Genomic DNA, 14,690 nt, shown 5'->3' on the forward strand with positions numbered 1-14,690 from the left:
GAGATGCCCACGATTTGGCTTCTGCTTCGGCATGGCAAGACCGACAACCCTGAGCAGCGTTGTTATGGTTGGCGTGACGTGCCACTGCATCCCGACGGTCAGGCGCAAATGCAGCAGTGCGCCGCCAAGCTACAAGCTGTCAGGCTTGCCGCCATTGCAACCAGCGACTTGGTCCGCGCGCGCGACAGCGCGCGCTACTTTGCCCTTCCACGGTCACTCGACGTCCAGGTGTTTGCGGCGCTCCGCGAAATTGACTTCGGCCAGATTGAAGGGCTGACATTTCGTGATGTCGAAGAACATTACCCGGTCACGGCGCGGGAGTGGGTAGCGGCTCCGGCCGCCGTGCGTTTTCCCGGTGGCGAGTGCTTTGCCGACGTGCGTGCGCGCGTCATCCCGTGGGCAAGGAACTGGCTTCGGGACTGGGAACAGCAAACGACACTCCTGGTCATCCACAGTGGCACCATGCGGGCCCTACTCCAGTGGATGACCGGTTGCGAGCCACATGCCACGCTCATGGTCAAGATCGGCTATGGCGACATCCTGCGCTGTACCCAGGAACACCTAGACGCCCCCTGGCAACTCGAAGCCATGCCCTACGGCGCGACGGCCTTCACGTCCGTCGCGCTTGAATAGCCGGGCTTTGGGTTAGCTCTGGGCGGGGGTTAAGCCCTGGGCGGCTGCCCACGCCGCAAAGGACTGTTCGAGTTCGTCAAAGGAAGCAATCTCAAAGAGTTGTTCCTGCATGTGGTGGATTTCAACCGGCGTTTCGGTCACCTGCTCAATGTCGAAGGGGATTTTTTTCACGCGGTCAGAGAGCGCGTATTCGATTTCCCCAACCGATGAGCTGATGCCGGCACCGTAGATTTTGGTCAGGCCGGGATCACGGTCACGACCGGCATGCGCCGTCGGGTTGATCAGTCCAAATTCAACGGTGTACCAGTAGATGCGCCCTAGTTTGAGTGTATCCGCTTCGTTACGGGCATGGATGCCGGCCAGCCCAAACTTGTGGAAAAACGAGGCAAATCGAGGATTGGTGATCATGGGCAAGTGGCCCATGAGATCGTGGAACATGTCCGGCGCCGGCGTGTATTCCAGCTCGGTTGGATGCCGCAGAAAGTCAGTGCACGGAAAAAGCTGCTGCGCCAGCAGCAAAAAGAAGGTCGCCTCTGGAACGTAGCCTTCCACCCGTACGCACTGCCAGCCGGTGCAGGCGCGCAGCCGCTCGCTCAAGTCGGCCAGGTGCGGCACCCGTTCTCGTTCGTAGCGGAGCTTGTCACGCCCGGCGAGGTATTCGTCGCAAACGCGCCCCAGAATCGCTGCCGCCTGTCGGTCGTATAGCCGCCGCCAAGTTTCATGCTGAACCGGCGCATAGACCGGCGGCCGAATATCACGCCCAATCGTGCCTTCTGGGGATGGACTCGGCGCAAGGGGAGGCGATGGTTTCGCCTTGAAGACGACTTCCGTGGAGAGCTTCTGAGGAAGGGGTTGGAGGACCGCTGTTGCCGACATCGTACGCTCTCCTTTCCATGCAAGGGTGTGACTTGGGGACGCCAGCCAAACGCTACCGAAGGATGGCGTTAAGACCAACGGCCACCCGCCATAAGTCGTCCCAACCAATTAGTAACGCTGCGTCCTGGCAAATGTGCCCAGAAAAATAGCCCGAAAAGACACCCTTAGAAAAATCTGCCCAAAAGAAACGCGCCTGCCAAAAGCGCAGGCGCGTCAGCTCTGGGTATGTCGGCTAGAAACTACTTGAGGGTGTGAATCCACTCAGCAATTGCCGCCCGTTCTGCCGCCGAGACTTGTGGCATCGGCGGCATCTTGGAGGCGTCATAGGCAGATGGATTCTCAATCAGCCCGGCAATCTCTTCTTTGCTCCGTCCTGGCTTTTTGGCGATGCCAACCAGCTTTGGCCCAGCCGGACCGCCGGCACCATTTTCACCATGACAAACGGCGCAATTCTTGACGAAAGCTTCGGGTGGTGGCGCGACGGCAAGTGACTTTTGGCTCGTGTCTTTTGGCTCAAACGGCTCTTTCAAGAAACGTGCGCCTTCTTCCTCCTGTGCCTTGAGCTGGGCAGCAAAGTTCTGGTTGTCGTCCTGCTTGGCCAGCAGGTGAAGCGCGCCAATCGCCACCAGCAAAGCCAGCGTGCCCAACATAACAAAGGGACGCTTGAGCGGATGCCGTTCTGGATTCCGGTCAAGGAAGGGGAGGAACGTGATGATGGCCATAACGATGCCCGGAATGATCAACGAACCAATGATGGCAGTTGAGCCGGGGAAATACTTCAAAAGCTGGAACAGAAAAAGGAAGTACCACTCCGGTCGCGCAACATATTGCGTTTGCGACGGGTCAGCCTTTGGTTCAAGTGGCGCAAGGGTTGCGAAGGAAAGGTAAGCCAGGATGGCGAAGACCACCAATGAAAAGACGGCATCCTTGAAGACCTGTCCCGGCCAAAAAGGCTCAACCTTGAACATGGCTTCCTGTTCCGTCATGTTGAATGGACCCGCCGGCTGCGCTTTGCGGAACAAGTAAAGGTGAGCAGCAATCCCGCCGGCCGTCAGTGCCGGGAGCAGAAATACGTGAACCATGAAGAAGCGTGAAATGGTAATCGTACCCATCTCTGTTCCACCGATGATGATGCGCTTGATCATGTCCCCGAAGATGGGTACCTCACTGGCGATGCCTACCGTAACAACCGTCCCGTAGTACGCTTTCATGTCCCACGGCAACAGATAGCCGGACAGTGAAAACGCCAAAACGAGTTGAAATAATCCAGCCCCCACTAACCAAAGCAGTTCACGCTTTTGCTTGTATGCACCCCAAATGACGATTTGGAGAATATGCAGCACCACCATGATAACCATGGCACTGGAACCGTAGTGGTGCATGCCACGCATGAAGGCTCCGAAAGGAACTTCCTTCATGATGTATTCAACCGATTTGTGCGCATCTTCAGCGCTCGGCACGTAATACATCGCTAGGAAAACGCCAGTGATGGATTGCAGCGCAAAGATAAAAAGCAATGCGCTGCCAAAAGCGTAGGCATACTTCGTGCCACCTGGAATCGGTTCGTCAAGCAACTCGTGCATGATTTCACTGATGCCAGCGCGCTCATCAACCCAATCGTAGATTTTTCCTAGCGTACCGTTGAACTGTGGAATTGCCGGAGAAGCCATAAGAAAACCTTTCTAGCTGAAATTCTTCTAGCTAAACGTCAATATGGATGCCGAGGCGTGGGGGCTGTCGCCGGCTACGACGGCCAAAGCCGCCGCATGTTCTTCACGAAAAATGTTCTTCACGAAAAGACTTCCTTGGTTGGAAGCAAGTTCTTGAACTTTTGAAAAACAACCTGAAGCTTACCATCGGAAACGCGATATTCGAGTGTATCCAACCCACGCGCCGAGGCTGCGCCAGGCTTTTTCTCCCCAGTCACTTCAAAGGCGCTATTGTGGCAAGGGCAAAAGTACTCACTGCGCTCTGGAACCCAGTTGACCTTGCAGCCAAGATGTGGGCAAGTTGCCGTGAAGGTGAGAAACTCATTGCCTTTTTTCACTACCCAAATGGTTTCATCTGACGACGATTTAACCCATCCATCACGAATCTCAATCGTGATTTTCTTGGCAGTGGGTTTACCTTCCTCAAACTCGGATGCAGAACCCAAGTCAATCCAGTCTTTACTATCCCCATCGTCTGCCGTTTTTAGTGCGTTCCCAACGGCAAATTGGAAAATTGGATAGGCCAGTGCGCCGCCAATGCCAGCGCCAATCACAATTGAACCAAGCCCCATGAAAAGGCGCTTAGTTTTGTCCACTTCGGACAGGTCGGACATACGAACTCCTTACGAGTCAAGCAAAAGTCAAAGGTACTGCTCTGGTAACATGCGCTGGGGAATACGCTATCGCGCTTGTGGAGGATAACTGAGCGCGAGTATAGCGATGGACTGATGCGGTGTGTGTAAGCAACCTTACAAAGCTTTTGCGTTTTCACCAGGTGGAGTGGCTAGGGTGATTTGAGCCACTACGCCGGCTCAACCACCACGCTCACTTCATCTAAATCGGGATTGAGACATACACGAAGCACATTGGGTTGGCAGCAGACAGCGCAATCTTCGATATATTGCTGCCGCCGTCCGGCGCTCCAGTCAGGAAGGGTGACATTCAGCTCGCCACAGTAGGCGCACGGGTAGGTTGCCGTGTCTTGCATGGTGGTGATTACTCGGCCGGGGGCAACTCGCGTTGCGGCTCCATCCGCCGCAGCGACCGGAGCGGCTCAAGTGTGGTTGCTTCATCTTCAATAAAGCCAATTTCGCTCACTGGCCAGTAGCGATAGACCGCTTTGCCGTAAATGTACATTTCGGGCACCAGTCCCCAATTGCGACTGTCATTGCTGGCATCCCGGTTGTCACCCATCACGAAATAGTGGTGCGGCTCGACGATCCAGGTGCGCGGTGGGCTGACAATGGTCGTGTAGTCACTTGACAAGTAGGTTTCAGGAACCAGCTTGCCGTTGATGTAGAGCTTGCCGCCTGACAGTGTGACCTCGTCGCCGGGCAGCCCAATGACACGCTTGATAAAACTCTCCTGGGGGTTTTTAGGGTAGTAAAACACCACGATGTCCCCCCGCTCGATGTTTGAAAAATTATAGATGAAGCGATTGACGAAAAGGCGTTCACCCTCGCGCAGCCGGGGCAGCATGCTTGTCCCCTTGACATAGACGGGTTGAATGACGAAGAGGCCAATCAGCAGCGCAATCACGAGCGCCAACAGCATGTCCCGACCAATGCTTAGACCCTCCTTGACCCAGTGTTTCCAGCCTGGTGGCGCGCCGGTAAACGTGGACACCACTACGCCACCCTCGTCTGTAAAAGCGTGCCCGGCTGAAAGTGGCTGGTTGGGCGCGACAGTCCACAGTGGGCGGAACGTGGGAAGGGTAAGGAGTGGATCCTGAGCGAATATAACTGCCTCATCCGCTTCATCCGCACCTTCCGGTTGCAACCCATCGGCCTGGGCTGGCGGTGCTTGAGCTAGGACTTCCTCGGTTGGAGGCTCTGACACTGAATTGGCACAAACCGGGTATTCAGTATCGTCGGCGGTAAGTTTCGGCTCTGTGCCAGATTCGCTTGGCGCCGTCACGGATGAATCTTTCGCCAAAGCCTCCGCAAAAAGCACTTCCACAGGGACTTCGGCTGATGAAACCGCGGCTTCTCTCCCTGGCGTTGGTGAGGTGGTTGCTTCGGGGCCCAACGGGGTACTCGACTGGTGAGGCGAGTCGCTGGCCGGGGAGTAACCAGTTAGCGGAAGTGCCTGTGGAAATTCAACTATCTGGTTGTCGGAGAAATCATCGCGCATCGTCGTTATCGTTGTTCAGTTCGTAAGCTTCCAGCCCAAGCTTCGGGACACTCAGGCCTATGGTTGGACAAGTTCAACGTTTCCAAACTTTGCCAATGCCGTTTGAAGTGTGGTGGACCCACCCTGAAGCACCACGAGCCGCCCGCGGCCAAGCATTTGGCTGGCCAAGGCCTGGCAGTCGGCTGGGGTTACGGCTGCCAACCGGGCTGGCAGATCAGCTTCGATGGTTGGACTAAGTCCGTAGGTTTCCAACCATACAAGTTGCTGGGCAATGTCCCGGTTATTTGGCGTATGCCCACGAAGCACCGCTTCGATTGCCGTCCGTGCGGCTTGAACCTCTTCCTGGCTTGGGGGGGCGTCGCGCAGCTTGTCAAGTGTTTGTAAGACAACATCAATATCCGCAACAGCCGTTTCTGTGGTGAGCTTGCTGCTCAACATCCACGGGCTGTCAGGTAGTCGGCGGTGGGTGAGTTCAAGCGTCCAGGGCTGGACACGACGCTTGATCAGCTCGGCCAAAACAAGCCAAGCTGCCCGGCTTTCAGGTGTGGCTTCGGGCAGAAGTCCCCCCAGGCGAACGTGAACCCACTTGCCCGTCCCAGGTTGCAGCACCAAGCGCAGTTGCTCCGGTGGATTGGGCGGGAGGAATGTGGCTGGCGCCAGTTTGCCTTTGGCCCAGCCGCCAAAGGCACGGCGCGTCACACTCCGCACTTGAGCGGCCGTGACATCCCCCACAATGACAACCGCCGCGTTGTTGGGTAGCCAGTGGCGACGGTAAAAGTCGGCGACATCCGCCTGCGTGATGGCGGCAATGCTCTCCGGCGTGCCGAGCAGGCTGTGGTGATAAGGGTGAGCGTCATAAAGCGTCTGGAAAAACAGCGCATCCGCTGCTGCTTCCTCGGTTTGAGCCGCCTGGGCGGCGGCCATCGCAGCTTCCTGAAATGGCTTGAAACGGGCCTCGGCAAAGTCGCGTTTGGCAAAGTCGGCAAGTGTAATGAGTCGCCCAAGCAAATCAATCAGGACCGCCGCGTTGCGGGCTGGCCCGGTAAGCAGAATGCAGGTGCGGTCCCAGTTCACGTCAACCTCGAGTTGGGCTTCAGCCTCCTCAAGCTCAATCCGCACCCGCTCGGCGTCATAGCCACCGCCACCGCTGCGAATACATTCCGCCGTCAAGCGTGCCAGTCCCGCTTTGCCAACTCGGTCAAACGTGCTGCCAACTTTGATGACGACGGCCACAGTGACGGACGTCGAACCAGGCCGTTCACCAACGAGAATGGGCAGTCCCGTCAGTAGGGTATCCCGTTGGACATTCGGTAATCCGTCTGGTTCGCATATTCCAAGTGTCGTCGCCACCACCTGGAATGGCAGCGCAAGTTGCAGGATCAAAGCGAGCCAAGCGGCAAGCCTCCAAGGTGGCTGGCCGTGAAATGTCATCTGCTTGATGGGCATAGCGCTAACACCACGCTCAAAACCAATCGCAAACTTGGCGGGGAACCATCATCGCCCCACCAGCTCAACATCCTAACTGATGCCTGACAGTCACGCTACCGTGCGCCGTTGTGTGTCCCGCCGCCTACGGTTCCGACCATCCACCTGACTTATCTGCCTGGCGGGCGAAGCGTAGCTCGCTGATTGGAATTTCGCGTTTCCAGTGTTCGATGCCGTCTTCGTCAATGCAGCGCATCGTCAGAAGCCGGGTGGCGCGGGAACCCGAGAACTCCAGGATGCCAAAGTTGTGTTTCTCCACAAGCGTGCCACTCACGCGGGCGGGATTGCTTTGTTCAGCCTTGGAAAGGGTAGCGATGCCAGCCGTGAGTGAGCTTGAGGTGAAGTCATACAGCGGGTAAAGCCCTGGCTCTCGGCGCTGATTGAGTTCAGCGAGGTGGCGGTCGCCAGAGATGAACAAGACACCTGAGATTTTCTCCGCTCGAATGAAATCAAAAAGCCTGGCTTGCTCAACCTTGAAGCGGCTGAAGCATTCCCAGGGCGAAACTGGGTTGAGCATTTGTCCGCCGCCGACCACGACCTTGAAGGTCGCTTGGCTGGACCGCAACGATTCCAGGAGCCATTGGAGCTGCTCACGTCCAAACAGCATTTTCTCTGGTGAGTCATCGCTCAGCTCATTTGGCGTACGATGGTACCGACCATCCAGCATGAAAAATTCGATATCCGCCCACTCGAAGCGGAAGAAGCAGCCGGGAATGTCTGGCGTCCCGTAGGCTGGGTTGCCCCAGTAGTCCCGGAAGATGCGCAGGGCTATGTCGCGTCCACGAAATGTGCGGTCCGAGTCGTTTGGGCCGTAATCGTGATCATCCCAAATCGCGTAGTGGTGTGTCGCCGCCCACAGCGGTTGTAGTTCGGCTTGGGCCCGCGTGTGGGCGTAGCGATACCGCATGCCGGCTTCGGTATGGTAGTCCGCTTCCCGGTAATAGCAGTTATCGCCGAGCCACAGCATGACGTCCGGTTTGTGCGCCATGATCGCCGAGAAGATTTTGGCTGGGCTGCCATAGGGGCGGCCGGGGCGATCAAATGGCGGATCGTTGACGTAGTGACACGACCCAAAGGCGACCTTGAACGGCGGCGGTTCCGTCCGCCACTTCCACATGGGCTGCGTTTGGAACGTCATCGCGTAGGGACGCTCAATTCGGTGACCGTCTAGGTACACCTCGTAGTCGTAGCGTGTCCCGAACGCCAACCCGGACAACGTGAATTTGGCGATAAAGTCTCCGGCCTGGGTGGTTCGGTATTCTTCGCTGATGCGCGCCGTCTCTGGTTTGCCCTGAACCCAGTAGCGAAGCTGGGCGCGCGCCGCCCGTCGCGTCTGAAGCCAGATGACGGTTTCCGTGATTTCGCTGTAGCCAACCATGGGACCTGAGAGCAGGGCATCCACTGCCTCCCCTTCAGCTCGGAGCTGAAGGAGTGACAGAGCCACCGGCGACAACAGCAGGTGACTCATGAATGAACGTCGCTTCACGATAAAGTTCCTCGTTTAGGGGATTGGTGGCGGCGCTCGATTGACTAGGTGCGCGAATTGACGCTACCGCCAGAGACGTGTCACCCACGCCAATACCACCACAGCATGCCTCCGATGAAAGCGCACGCTACGACGATAACTGCAATAACGACTGTACGCCAAGTTGCACTCCGGCGCGGCTCTTCACGGGCAAGTACCGTTTGGGAAGCCATGACTAGGTCGGCCGGGCTGGTGGCTAAGGCTGCTGGCTCAACTGCATCCGCAGTGGGTGGCAACGGCGGGGTTGCCGGCGGCAGTGACCGTTGTTCGGCTTCACGCTTGCTCATCGTTGCTGCCAGGCGCACCGCGAGTTCCAATTCACGCGCAAACTCACTGCCTGACTGTGGACGCCGCAGTGGGCTTTTCTCCAGCGCCCGCATGATGACGCGCTCGACGTGAGCGGAAAGGTCTGGGCGTAGTCGGCGTGGCGATGGTGGGATTTCGTTGGCGTGTTTGTTGAGGATAATCTTGGACGGCCCGCCCTGAAATGGCGTCTTGCCGGTGAGCATCTCGTAAACGATGATCCCGAGGCTGTAAATATCGGAACGCGCGTCGAGTTCCAGTCCCTTGGCCTGTTCGGGCGACATGTACTGCGGCGTTCCCATGACCATGTTCTGAGCCGTGAGCGGCGCGCTATCGCTGGTGTCTTCCTGCACCTTGGCAATGCCAAAATCGAGCACCTTGACTCGTTCGCGCTCCGCCTCATCCGTGGGCAAGAGCATGATATTTTCAGGCTTGAGGTCACGGTGAATGACGCTTTGGGCGTGGGCGGCGTCAAGCGCCTCGCCAATCTGCCGAACGATATGCACGGTCCGGTCGAGCGAAAACGGTCCGTCAGTCTGGATGGCGCGCTTGAGCGTCGTCCCTTCCAGATATTCCATGACCAGATAGACATAGCCCTCTTCGCTCGTCCCGAAGTCAGTCACCTGGATGACACTGGCGTGGTCAATCCGGCTGGCGGCCTGAGCTTCTTTTTGAAACCGCTTGACCGCCCGCCGCTGCGCGGCAAGTTCGGCATGTAGAATCTTGACCGCCCAGAGCTTGCGGGTGAGCACATGGGTGCCACGATAGACCGTGCACATCCCCCCTTCGCCAATCCGGGCCGTGAGATGGTAGCGGTCAATGAACACGCGCCCGACCAGCGGATCGTCCCCAAGCTCTTCTTCGTCCGACACCGCCGACAGTGGCTTGCCATCGTATGGGCAAAAGGCGATGTCCGCCGTGTAGGTGCGCCGACATTGCGAACAGGCTTTCATGGCTTACACGATTGACGAAACCGATGGGTGGACCCGCCCCGTGCTCACTTCAGATAAAGTTCCTCGAGATTCCACGTCGCCGCCGGATCGAACGCTGCCAGACGGACATTCAAAACGTTGGACCGCGCGCCAGCTATGGTATGTTCTGAAACAAGGTAGATAACAGGTGAGACTTCATTCCAACTTTTCTGGAAGTCATCATAGAGCTTTTTGCGCTCCTCGACCGTTTTCTGCTGGAGTGCTTTGTTAAAGTCCCTAGCTATTTTCTTGAACCAGTCGTAACCACGCAAGTCTAACTGCGGATTGACGATGGTGGCTTCCGCAAAATAGGGGCGCGTCCCTGTCACAAATGGCTGGAGGAACACGGGGTCTGGGAACTCAGGCTGAAGCTCGACCAAAATCATGTCGAAGACCCCGGTCGTCAGGGCTTTCCACCATTTGTCAAGCGGCTGCTCTTCGATGACGATGTCCAATCCGGCGGCCGTCAAGTCCTGCACGATGGACTGTGCCAGCGCGATTGCCGTCGGCTCCTTGGGCACCGTGAACTTGAAGCGCACCGGCGTTTTGATGCCGTCAAAGAGCTTGCCATCCTGGTAGCTGTAGCCTGCGGATTGAAGAGCCGCCTTCGCGGTTTGCACATTGGGTTCGTAGCGTGGCGCGTTGGGGTCGTACCACGTCGCATTGCCGGGGGCAATAAGCCCGAATGATGGCTTGGCCTCGCCATTCAAGACGGTCTGAGCCAGGCGGTTACGATCAATCAGCCGTGAGATCGCTTCCCGAAAGTCATCGGTGAGGAAGTGCTTTGAGCGATTGCGATCAACCTTGGTTTGATCAATCCGGGTATTACCCACAAGGGTCCACACCCGCAGCGAGCCGCCGGCGTTCCGAATTTTGGCCTGCCCGTCGAGAGCTTTGGCTTGTTCCGGTAGCAAATAGTCAATGATGTCGTATTTGCCTTCCGCAAATCGCTCGGACTGGGTTTTGCGATCGACTCCCAAGTCATAGACCACTTCATTGAGGTAGGGCAGGACTGTGCCTGCGTTATCCACTTTCCAGTAGTTTGGATTGGCCGCCAAACGCAGCTCTTTTGCAGAGGATGCTTTGACGACAAACGGGCCGGAATAGGCCAGTTTGGTTGGATCGTCCTTGGCGGTTGGAAAGTTTGCTTTGGAAACGATTGGAATCCGCGCAAAGACAAACTTGGCTGCGTCTGCCGAGATTGGATCGTTGAATTGGATTTGCACCGTTTGAGCGTCAATGATGCTGAACTTGGCATCTGACCGCTCATTCCCAACGCCGGTCTTGAGGAGGTCGCTCAACGCTGAACCAGCCGCCAAGGCGCTACTGTATGAGAAGACGACATCATCCGGCACAAGCGGCGAGCCATCTGAAAACAGGCACTTGCGCAGTGTTACCCGATAGGTTTTGCCATCTTCTTGGAGCGAAACGGCGGTTGCCAGCCCGCTGTCTTCGACGACCTGTTTTTCAAAGTCGTAATCCAGCAGCGTGCCGTAGAGCTTGCGCAGCACGGCAAAGGTATCTGGCGTGGAATCAACGAATGGATTGAACGTCAGCGGGCCAAACGCCAATGCCAGCCTGAGCACACCCCCCTGCTTACCGGGTTCACATTTGGCTGGTTTGGGATCAATTCCTGCCACGAGCTTGCGGGAAGACGTCCCACACCCGGTGACCAGGGTCAGACAAAGCGACAGCGCCAATGACAGCGCCAAGGCAGCTTGAGTGGTTGATCGCATGTGTTTTTCGGTCCGCCGGTCTTGGCTACAACAAGCCCGCGCCGACGGCAGTTTATGAAATGAAATCAAAGAAGCTTAGCTGCCTTTTACCAAAGTGGCGGGAAAAACGCCATGACTTGCTTCAAACGCAGGCGTATGCGCTGGAGCAACCGGGTGGCTGACTAGGCGGGTGTTATGAAGCGCCGTGACAGTTTTTATACTTCTTGCCTGAGCCACAGGGACAGGGCTCATTCCGCCCAACCTTAGGCGTCCGCCGCACGACCTGCCCCCCTGACCCGGCACGAGCTGCGCTAGCGTTGGCAGCCGTGTAAACCTGTCCGGTCACTGGGCGCGGAGCAGGCAATGGCACCGCCGGCCTGGGTTGGGGCGCGACGCGGGAAAGGTTCGCCGGGGCGATTGCCTCGCTGGCGACCTCGAAGCTCCCACTCTCAACGTCCTCAGCCTCGATTTCGAGCGCCGAAGCTTCCGCGACCTCGACGCGCATGTTGAACAGAATGCGGACACACTCTTCATCCATCCGGTCAATCATCTCTTCAAAGAGGCGACTGGACTCCTTCTTGTATTCAATCAGCGGGTCCTTCTGACCGTAGCCACGCAAGCCAACCCCTTCTTTCAGGTGATCAAGCGTGGCAAGATGTTTTTTCCAGTGGGCGTCAACGACATTGAGCATGACGTGGCGCTCAAGCTGCCGCAGGTTCTCAGCCCCGACCTTGGCCTCGCGCGCCTTATGGCGCTCCAGGACGGTCTGCCATACTTTGTCACGGATTTCATCTCGGCTCAGATGATCGAAGTCGAGCTGTTCCGCCTCACAGTCAAAGGCATAAATGTCGAGCAAGGCGACTCGGAGCCCATCCACATCCCATTCCTCTGGGCGTCCGTGGAGGTAGCGGCGAATAACGTCACCAAGCAAGTCTTCCGCCAGATGAATGAACTCCCGTCCCCCATCTGCACCTTCCATGAGTTCCTGGCGCAGTCCGTAGATGGTGCCGCGCTGGAGATTCATGACATCGTCATATTCGAGCAGATGTTTGCGGATCGAGAAGTTATGGGCTTCAACTGACTTTTGGGCAGCTTCCACGCGCCGCGATACCATCCGGCTTTCAATCGCCACGCCCTGTTCCATGCCCAGGGTGAGCATGACTTTTTTGAGCCGGTCGCCACCAAAAATCCGCATCAGGTCGTCTTCGAGCGAGAGGTAGAAGCGGGAAGAGCCGGGGTCGCCTTGCCGCCCAGCTCGACCGCGTAACTGGTTGTCAATCCGGCGCGATTCATGGCGCTCACTGCCGATGATGTGCAGTCCGCCGATGGCGACGACCTCTGCGTGTTCGCGGTCAATTTGCGCCTTGATTTGATCGAAAACAGCCTGGCGCTCTTCGGGGGAAACCTCCGCCGGATTGCGCTCCTGCCGTCGCAGTTCGGCATCGGTGAGAAAATCTGGGTTGCCGCCCAGCAGAATATCCGTCCCGCGCCCGGCCATGTTCGTGGCAATCGTGACCGCACCCTTGCGTCCGGCCTGGGCGACGATTTCCGCTTCGCGCTCGTGATACTTGGCGTTGAGAACGTTATGTGGAATCCCGATGGCTTCGAGCTTGCGTGAAACCAGTTCCGAGTTAGCTACGGATGCCGTCCCCACCAGAATCGGCTGTCCGGTTTGGTGGCGTTCCTTGATTTCTTCAACAATCGCATCCCACTTTTCTTCGGCCGTCCGGTAGATAAGGTCTGGATAGTCCTGACGAATCATGGGCCGGTGGGTTGGAATGACCGTAACTTCCAGATCGTAAATTTTGGCAAACTCTGGCGCTTCGGTTTCCGCCGTGCCGGTCATGCCGGCCAACTTCTCGTACATGCGAAAGTAGTTTTGGAGCGTGATCGTCGCCAGCGTCTGGGTTTCAGCCTCAATTTTGACGCCTTCCTTGGCTTCGACGGCTTGGTGAAGGCCATCCGACCACCGGCGTCCATCCATCGGTCGCCCCGTGTGCTCATCCACGATGATGACCTGTCCATCCCGGACCATGTATTCCTTGTCGCGGTGATAGAGCGTGTGAGCCTTGAGCGCTTGGTTGACGCAGTGCAACAGCTCGAAGTTCGCCGGGTCGTAAAGATTTTCGATGCCAAGCAGTTTCTCGACCCGCTCGATGCCGACCTCGGTCAGGGCTGCGGTGTGGGTTTTTTCGTCAACGAGATAGTCCGTTGCGCGGTCCAGCTTGGGGATGACATCGTTGGCCAGGTAGTACTTCTCGCTCGATTCATCTGATGGGCCGGCGATGATGAGTGGTGTTCGAGCTTCATCAATCAGGATCGAGTCCACTTCGTCCACGATGGCGAAGTAGTGTCCGCGTTGGACACAGGACGCGACCGCGTATTTCATATTGTCGCGCAAGTAATCAAAGCCGAACTCGTTGTTGGTACCATAGGTAATATCGCAGGCATAGGCTTCACGGCGCTCGTCGTCATAGAGATGATTTTGAATGACGCCCACCGACAAGCCCAGAAACCGGTAAATTTTACCCATCCACTCCGCATCGCGCTTGGCGAGATAGTCGTTGACCGTGACCACGTGAACGCCCCGTCCTGCAAGCGCGTTGAGGTAAACCGGCAGGGTTGCCACAAGCGTTTTGCCTTCCCCGGTGCGCATCTCGGCAATCCGTCCGTGGTGGAGCGCCGTGCCGCCGATAAGCTGGACATCAAAGTGTCGCATGCCCGTCACGCGGCGTGACGCTTCGCGTACGGTGGCAAAGGCATCCGGGAGAAGGTCATCCAGTGACGCTCCGAGGTCGAGGCGTTCCTTGAAGCGGGTAGTTTGCGCCTGTAGCTCGGCATCGGAAAGCGCCTGGAGCTTGGCTTCGCGCTCGTTGATGGCGGTGACAATGGGACGAATCCGCTTGAGGTACCGCTCATTAGCGCTACCGAAAATCTTGGCGAGAACCTTATCGAGAAGCATGGAAGTGCCTGGGCGGAATGAGAAATGAAACGAAGTTGGTCAATGTACCTTCCCTCAGCAAGTCGCCCGGGTAACAGCCAGACGCTTCAGCAGAGCGGTTAAGCCCGGTCTGACATAGTAGGGAACCAGTGGTGTGGCGTCAAGAAAGGGCAGCTCGCGCATTCGTTTCGCTGGACAGGAGAGTTTTGAGCGGATAAATGCCCTTGAAAGCTTTTTTTCGCCTATGCTATGAAGCCGCTTGCTCCAGACAAGCTTCCGTATCGGCGTTTCGCTCGGTGGTGGTGTGGCTTCGGAATGGGTCGGAGTGCGGTAGTGCCGATGCCGCTTGGAGCAGCCGGCGTGCGGATAACCAGCTACGGTAAGTAACCGGCTATGGTA

The 14,690-nt window shown here is 57.1% G+C and carries 11 protein-coding genes; 1 reads left to right on the forward strand and 10 read right to left on the reverse strand.

Features of this window, described 5'->3' with window-relative positions; genetic code table 11:
- The first annotated feature begins 3 nt into the window (after positions 1-3).
- Positions 4-633, forward strand: coding sequence for a histidine phosphatase family protein (locus J8C06_RS03895; protein WP_211429477.1), 630 nt, complete (start codon positions 4-6; stop codon positions 631-633).
- Between the two features lie 12 nt (positions 634-645).
- Here the strand turns inward: J8C06_RS03895 and J8C06_RS03900 are convergent, their stop codons facing one another.
- The 10 genes from J8C06_RS03900 to secA form a co-directional block, all read right to left on the reverse strand.
- A complete protein-coding gene (locus J8C06_RS03900) occupies positions 646-1,509 on the reverse strand; it encodes a phenylalanine 4-monooxygenase (RefSeq protein WP_211429478.1) in 864 nt (287 codons plus the stop codon).
- A 239-nt stretch (positions 1,510-1,748) separates the two neighbouring features.
- Complete coding sequence (locus J8C06_RS03905; RefSeq protein ID WP_211429479.1) at positions 1,749-3,179, reverse strand: cytochrome b N-terminal domain-containing protein; 1,431 nt, start codon at positions 3,177-3,179, stop codon at positions 1,749-1,751.
- Positions 3,180-3,298: 119 nt separating this feature from the next.
- A complete protein-coding gene (locus J8C06_RS03910) occupies positions 3,299-3,832 on the reverse strand; it encodes a QcrA and Rieske domain-containing protein (protein ID WP_211429480.1) in 534 nt (177 codons plus the stop codon).
- Positions 3,833-4,020: 188 nt separating this feature from the next.
- Complete coding sequence (locus J8C06_RS03915) at positions 4,021-4,206, reverse strand: CPXCG motif-containing cysteine-rich protein (RefSeq protein ID WP_211429481.1); 186 nt, start codon at positions 4,204-4,206, stop codon at positions 4,021-4,023.
- A gap of 8 nt (positions 4,207-4,214) precedes the next feature.
- Positions 4,215-5,057, reverse strand: a complete 843-nt coding sequence (gene lepB / locus J8C06_RS03920) for a signal peptidase I (protein ID WP_211429482.1) — start codon at positions 5,055-5,057, stop codon at positions 4,215-4,217.
- Between the two features lie 351 nt (positions 5,058-5,408).
- Positions 5,409-6,797, reverse strand: coding sequence for a M16 family metallopeptidase (locus tag J8C06_RS03925; protein WP_211429483.1), 1,389 nt, complete (start codon positions 6,795-6,797; stop codon positions 5,409-5,411).
- Between the two features lie 124 nt (positions 6,798-6,921).
- A complete protein-coding gene (locus tag J8C06_RS03930; protein ID WP_211429484.1) occupies positions 6,922-8,322 on the reverse strand; it encodes an alkaline phosphatase D family protein in 1,401 nt (466 codons plus the stop codon).
- 80 nt (positions 8,323-8,402) lie between these two features.
- Positions 8,403-9,617: a serine/threonine-protein kinase gene (locus J8C06_RS03935; protein ID WP_211429485.1), complete on the reverse strand. Its 1,215-nt coding sequence runs from the start codon at positions 9,615-9,617 to the stop codon at positions 8,403-8,405.
- 44 nt (positions 9,618-9,661) lie between these two features.
- The gene (locus J8C06_RS03940; RefSeq protein WP_211429486.1) at positions 9,662-11,371 is read right to left on the reverse strand and encodes an ABC transporter substrate-binding protein; all 1,710 of its coding nucleotides are present in this window, start codon (positions 11,369-11,371) and stop codon (positions 9,662-9,664) included.
- 172 nt (positions 11,372-11,543) lie between these two features.
- Positions 11,544-14,312, reverse strand: coding sequence for a preprotein translocase subunit SecA (secA, locus tag J8C06_RS03945; RefSeq protein WP_211429487.1), 2,769 nt, complete (start codon positions 14,310-14,312; stop codon positions 11,544-11,546).
- Positions 14,313-14,690 lie beyond the last annotated feature (378 nt).

The organism is Chloracidobacterium validum (assembly GCF_018304825.1).
GTDB lineage: Bacteria > Acidobacteriota > Blastocatellia > Chloracidobacteriales > Chloracidobacteriaceae > Chloracidobacterium > Chloracidobacterium validum.

Excerpts from the sequence above, each read along its gene's own strand:
- J8C06_RS03915 (WP_211429481.1), bottom strand. The coding sequence starts at position 4,206 with ATGCAAGACACGGCAACCTACCCGTGCGCCTACTGTGGCGAGCTGAAT.
- J8C06_RS03900 (WP_211429478.1), bottom strand. The coding sequence starts at position 1,509 with ATGTCGGCAACAGCGGTCCTCCAACCCCTTCCTCAGAAGCTCTCCACG.
- J8C06_RS03905 (WP_211429479.1), bottom strand. The coding sequence starts at position 3,179 with ATGGCTTCTCCGGCAATTCCACAGTTCAACGGTACGCTAGGAAAAATC.
- secA (WP_211429487.1), bottom strand. The coding sequence starts at position 14,312 with ATGCTTCTCGATAAGGTTCTCGCCAAGATTTTCGGTAGCGCTAATGAG.
- J8C06_RS03925 (WP_211429483.1), bottom strand. The coding sequence starts at position 6,797 with ATGCCCATCAAGCAGATGACATTTCACGGCCAGCCACCTTGGAGGCTT.
- J8C06_RS03940 (WP_211429486.1), bottom strand. The coding sequence starts at position 11,371 with ATGCGATCAACCACTCAAGCTGCCTTGGCGCTGTCATTGGCGCTGTCG.
- J8C06_RS03895 (WP_211429477.1), top strand. The coding sequence starts at position 4 with ATGCCCACGATTTGGCTTCTGCTTCGGCATGGCAAGACCGACAACCCT.
- J8C06_RS03935 (WP_211429485.1), bottom strand. The coding sequence starts at position 9,617 with ATGAAAGCCTGTTCGCAATGTCGGCGCACCTACACGGCGGACATCGCC.
- J8C06_RS03910 (WP_211429480.1), bottom strand. The coding sequence starts at position 3,832 with ATGTCCGACCTGTCCGAAGTGGACAAAACTAAGCGCCTTTTCATGGGG.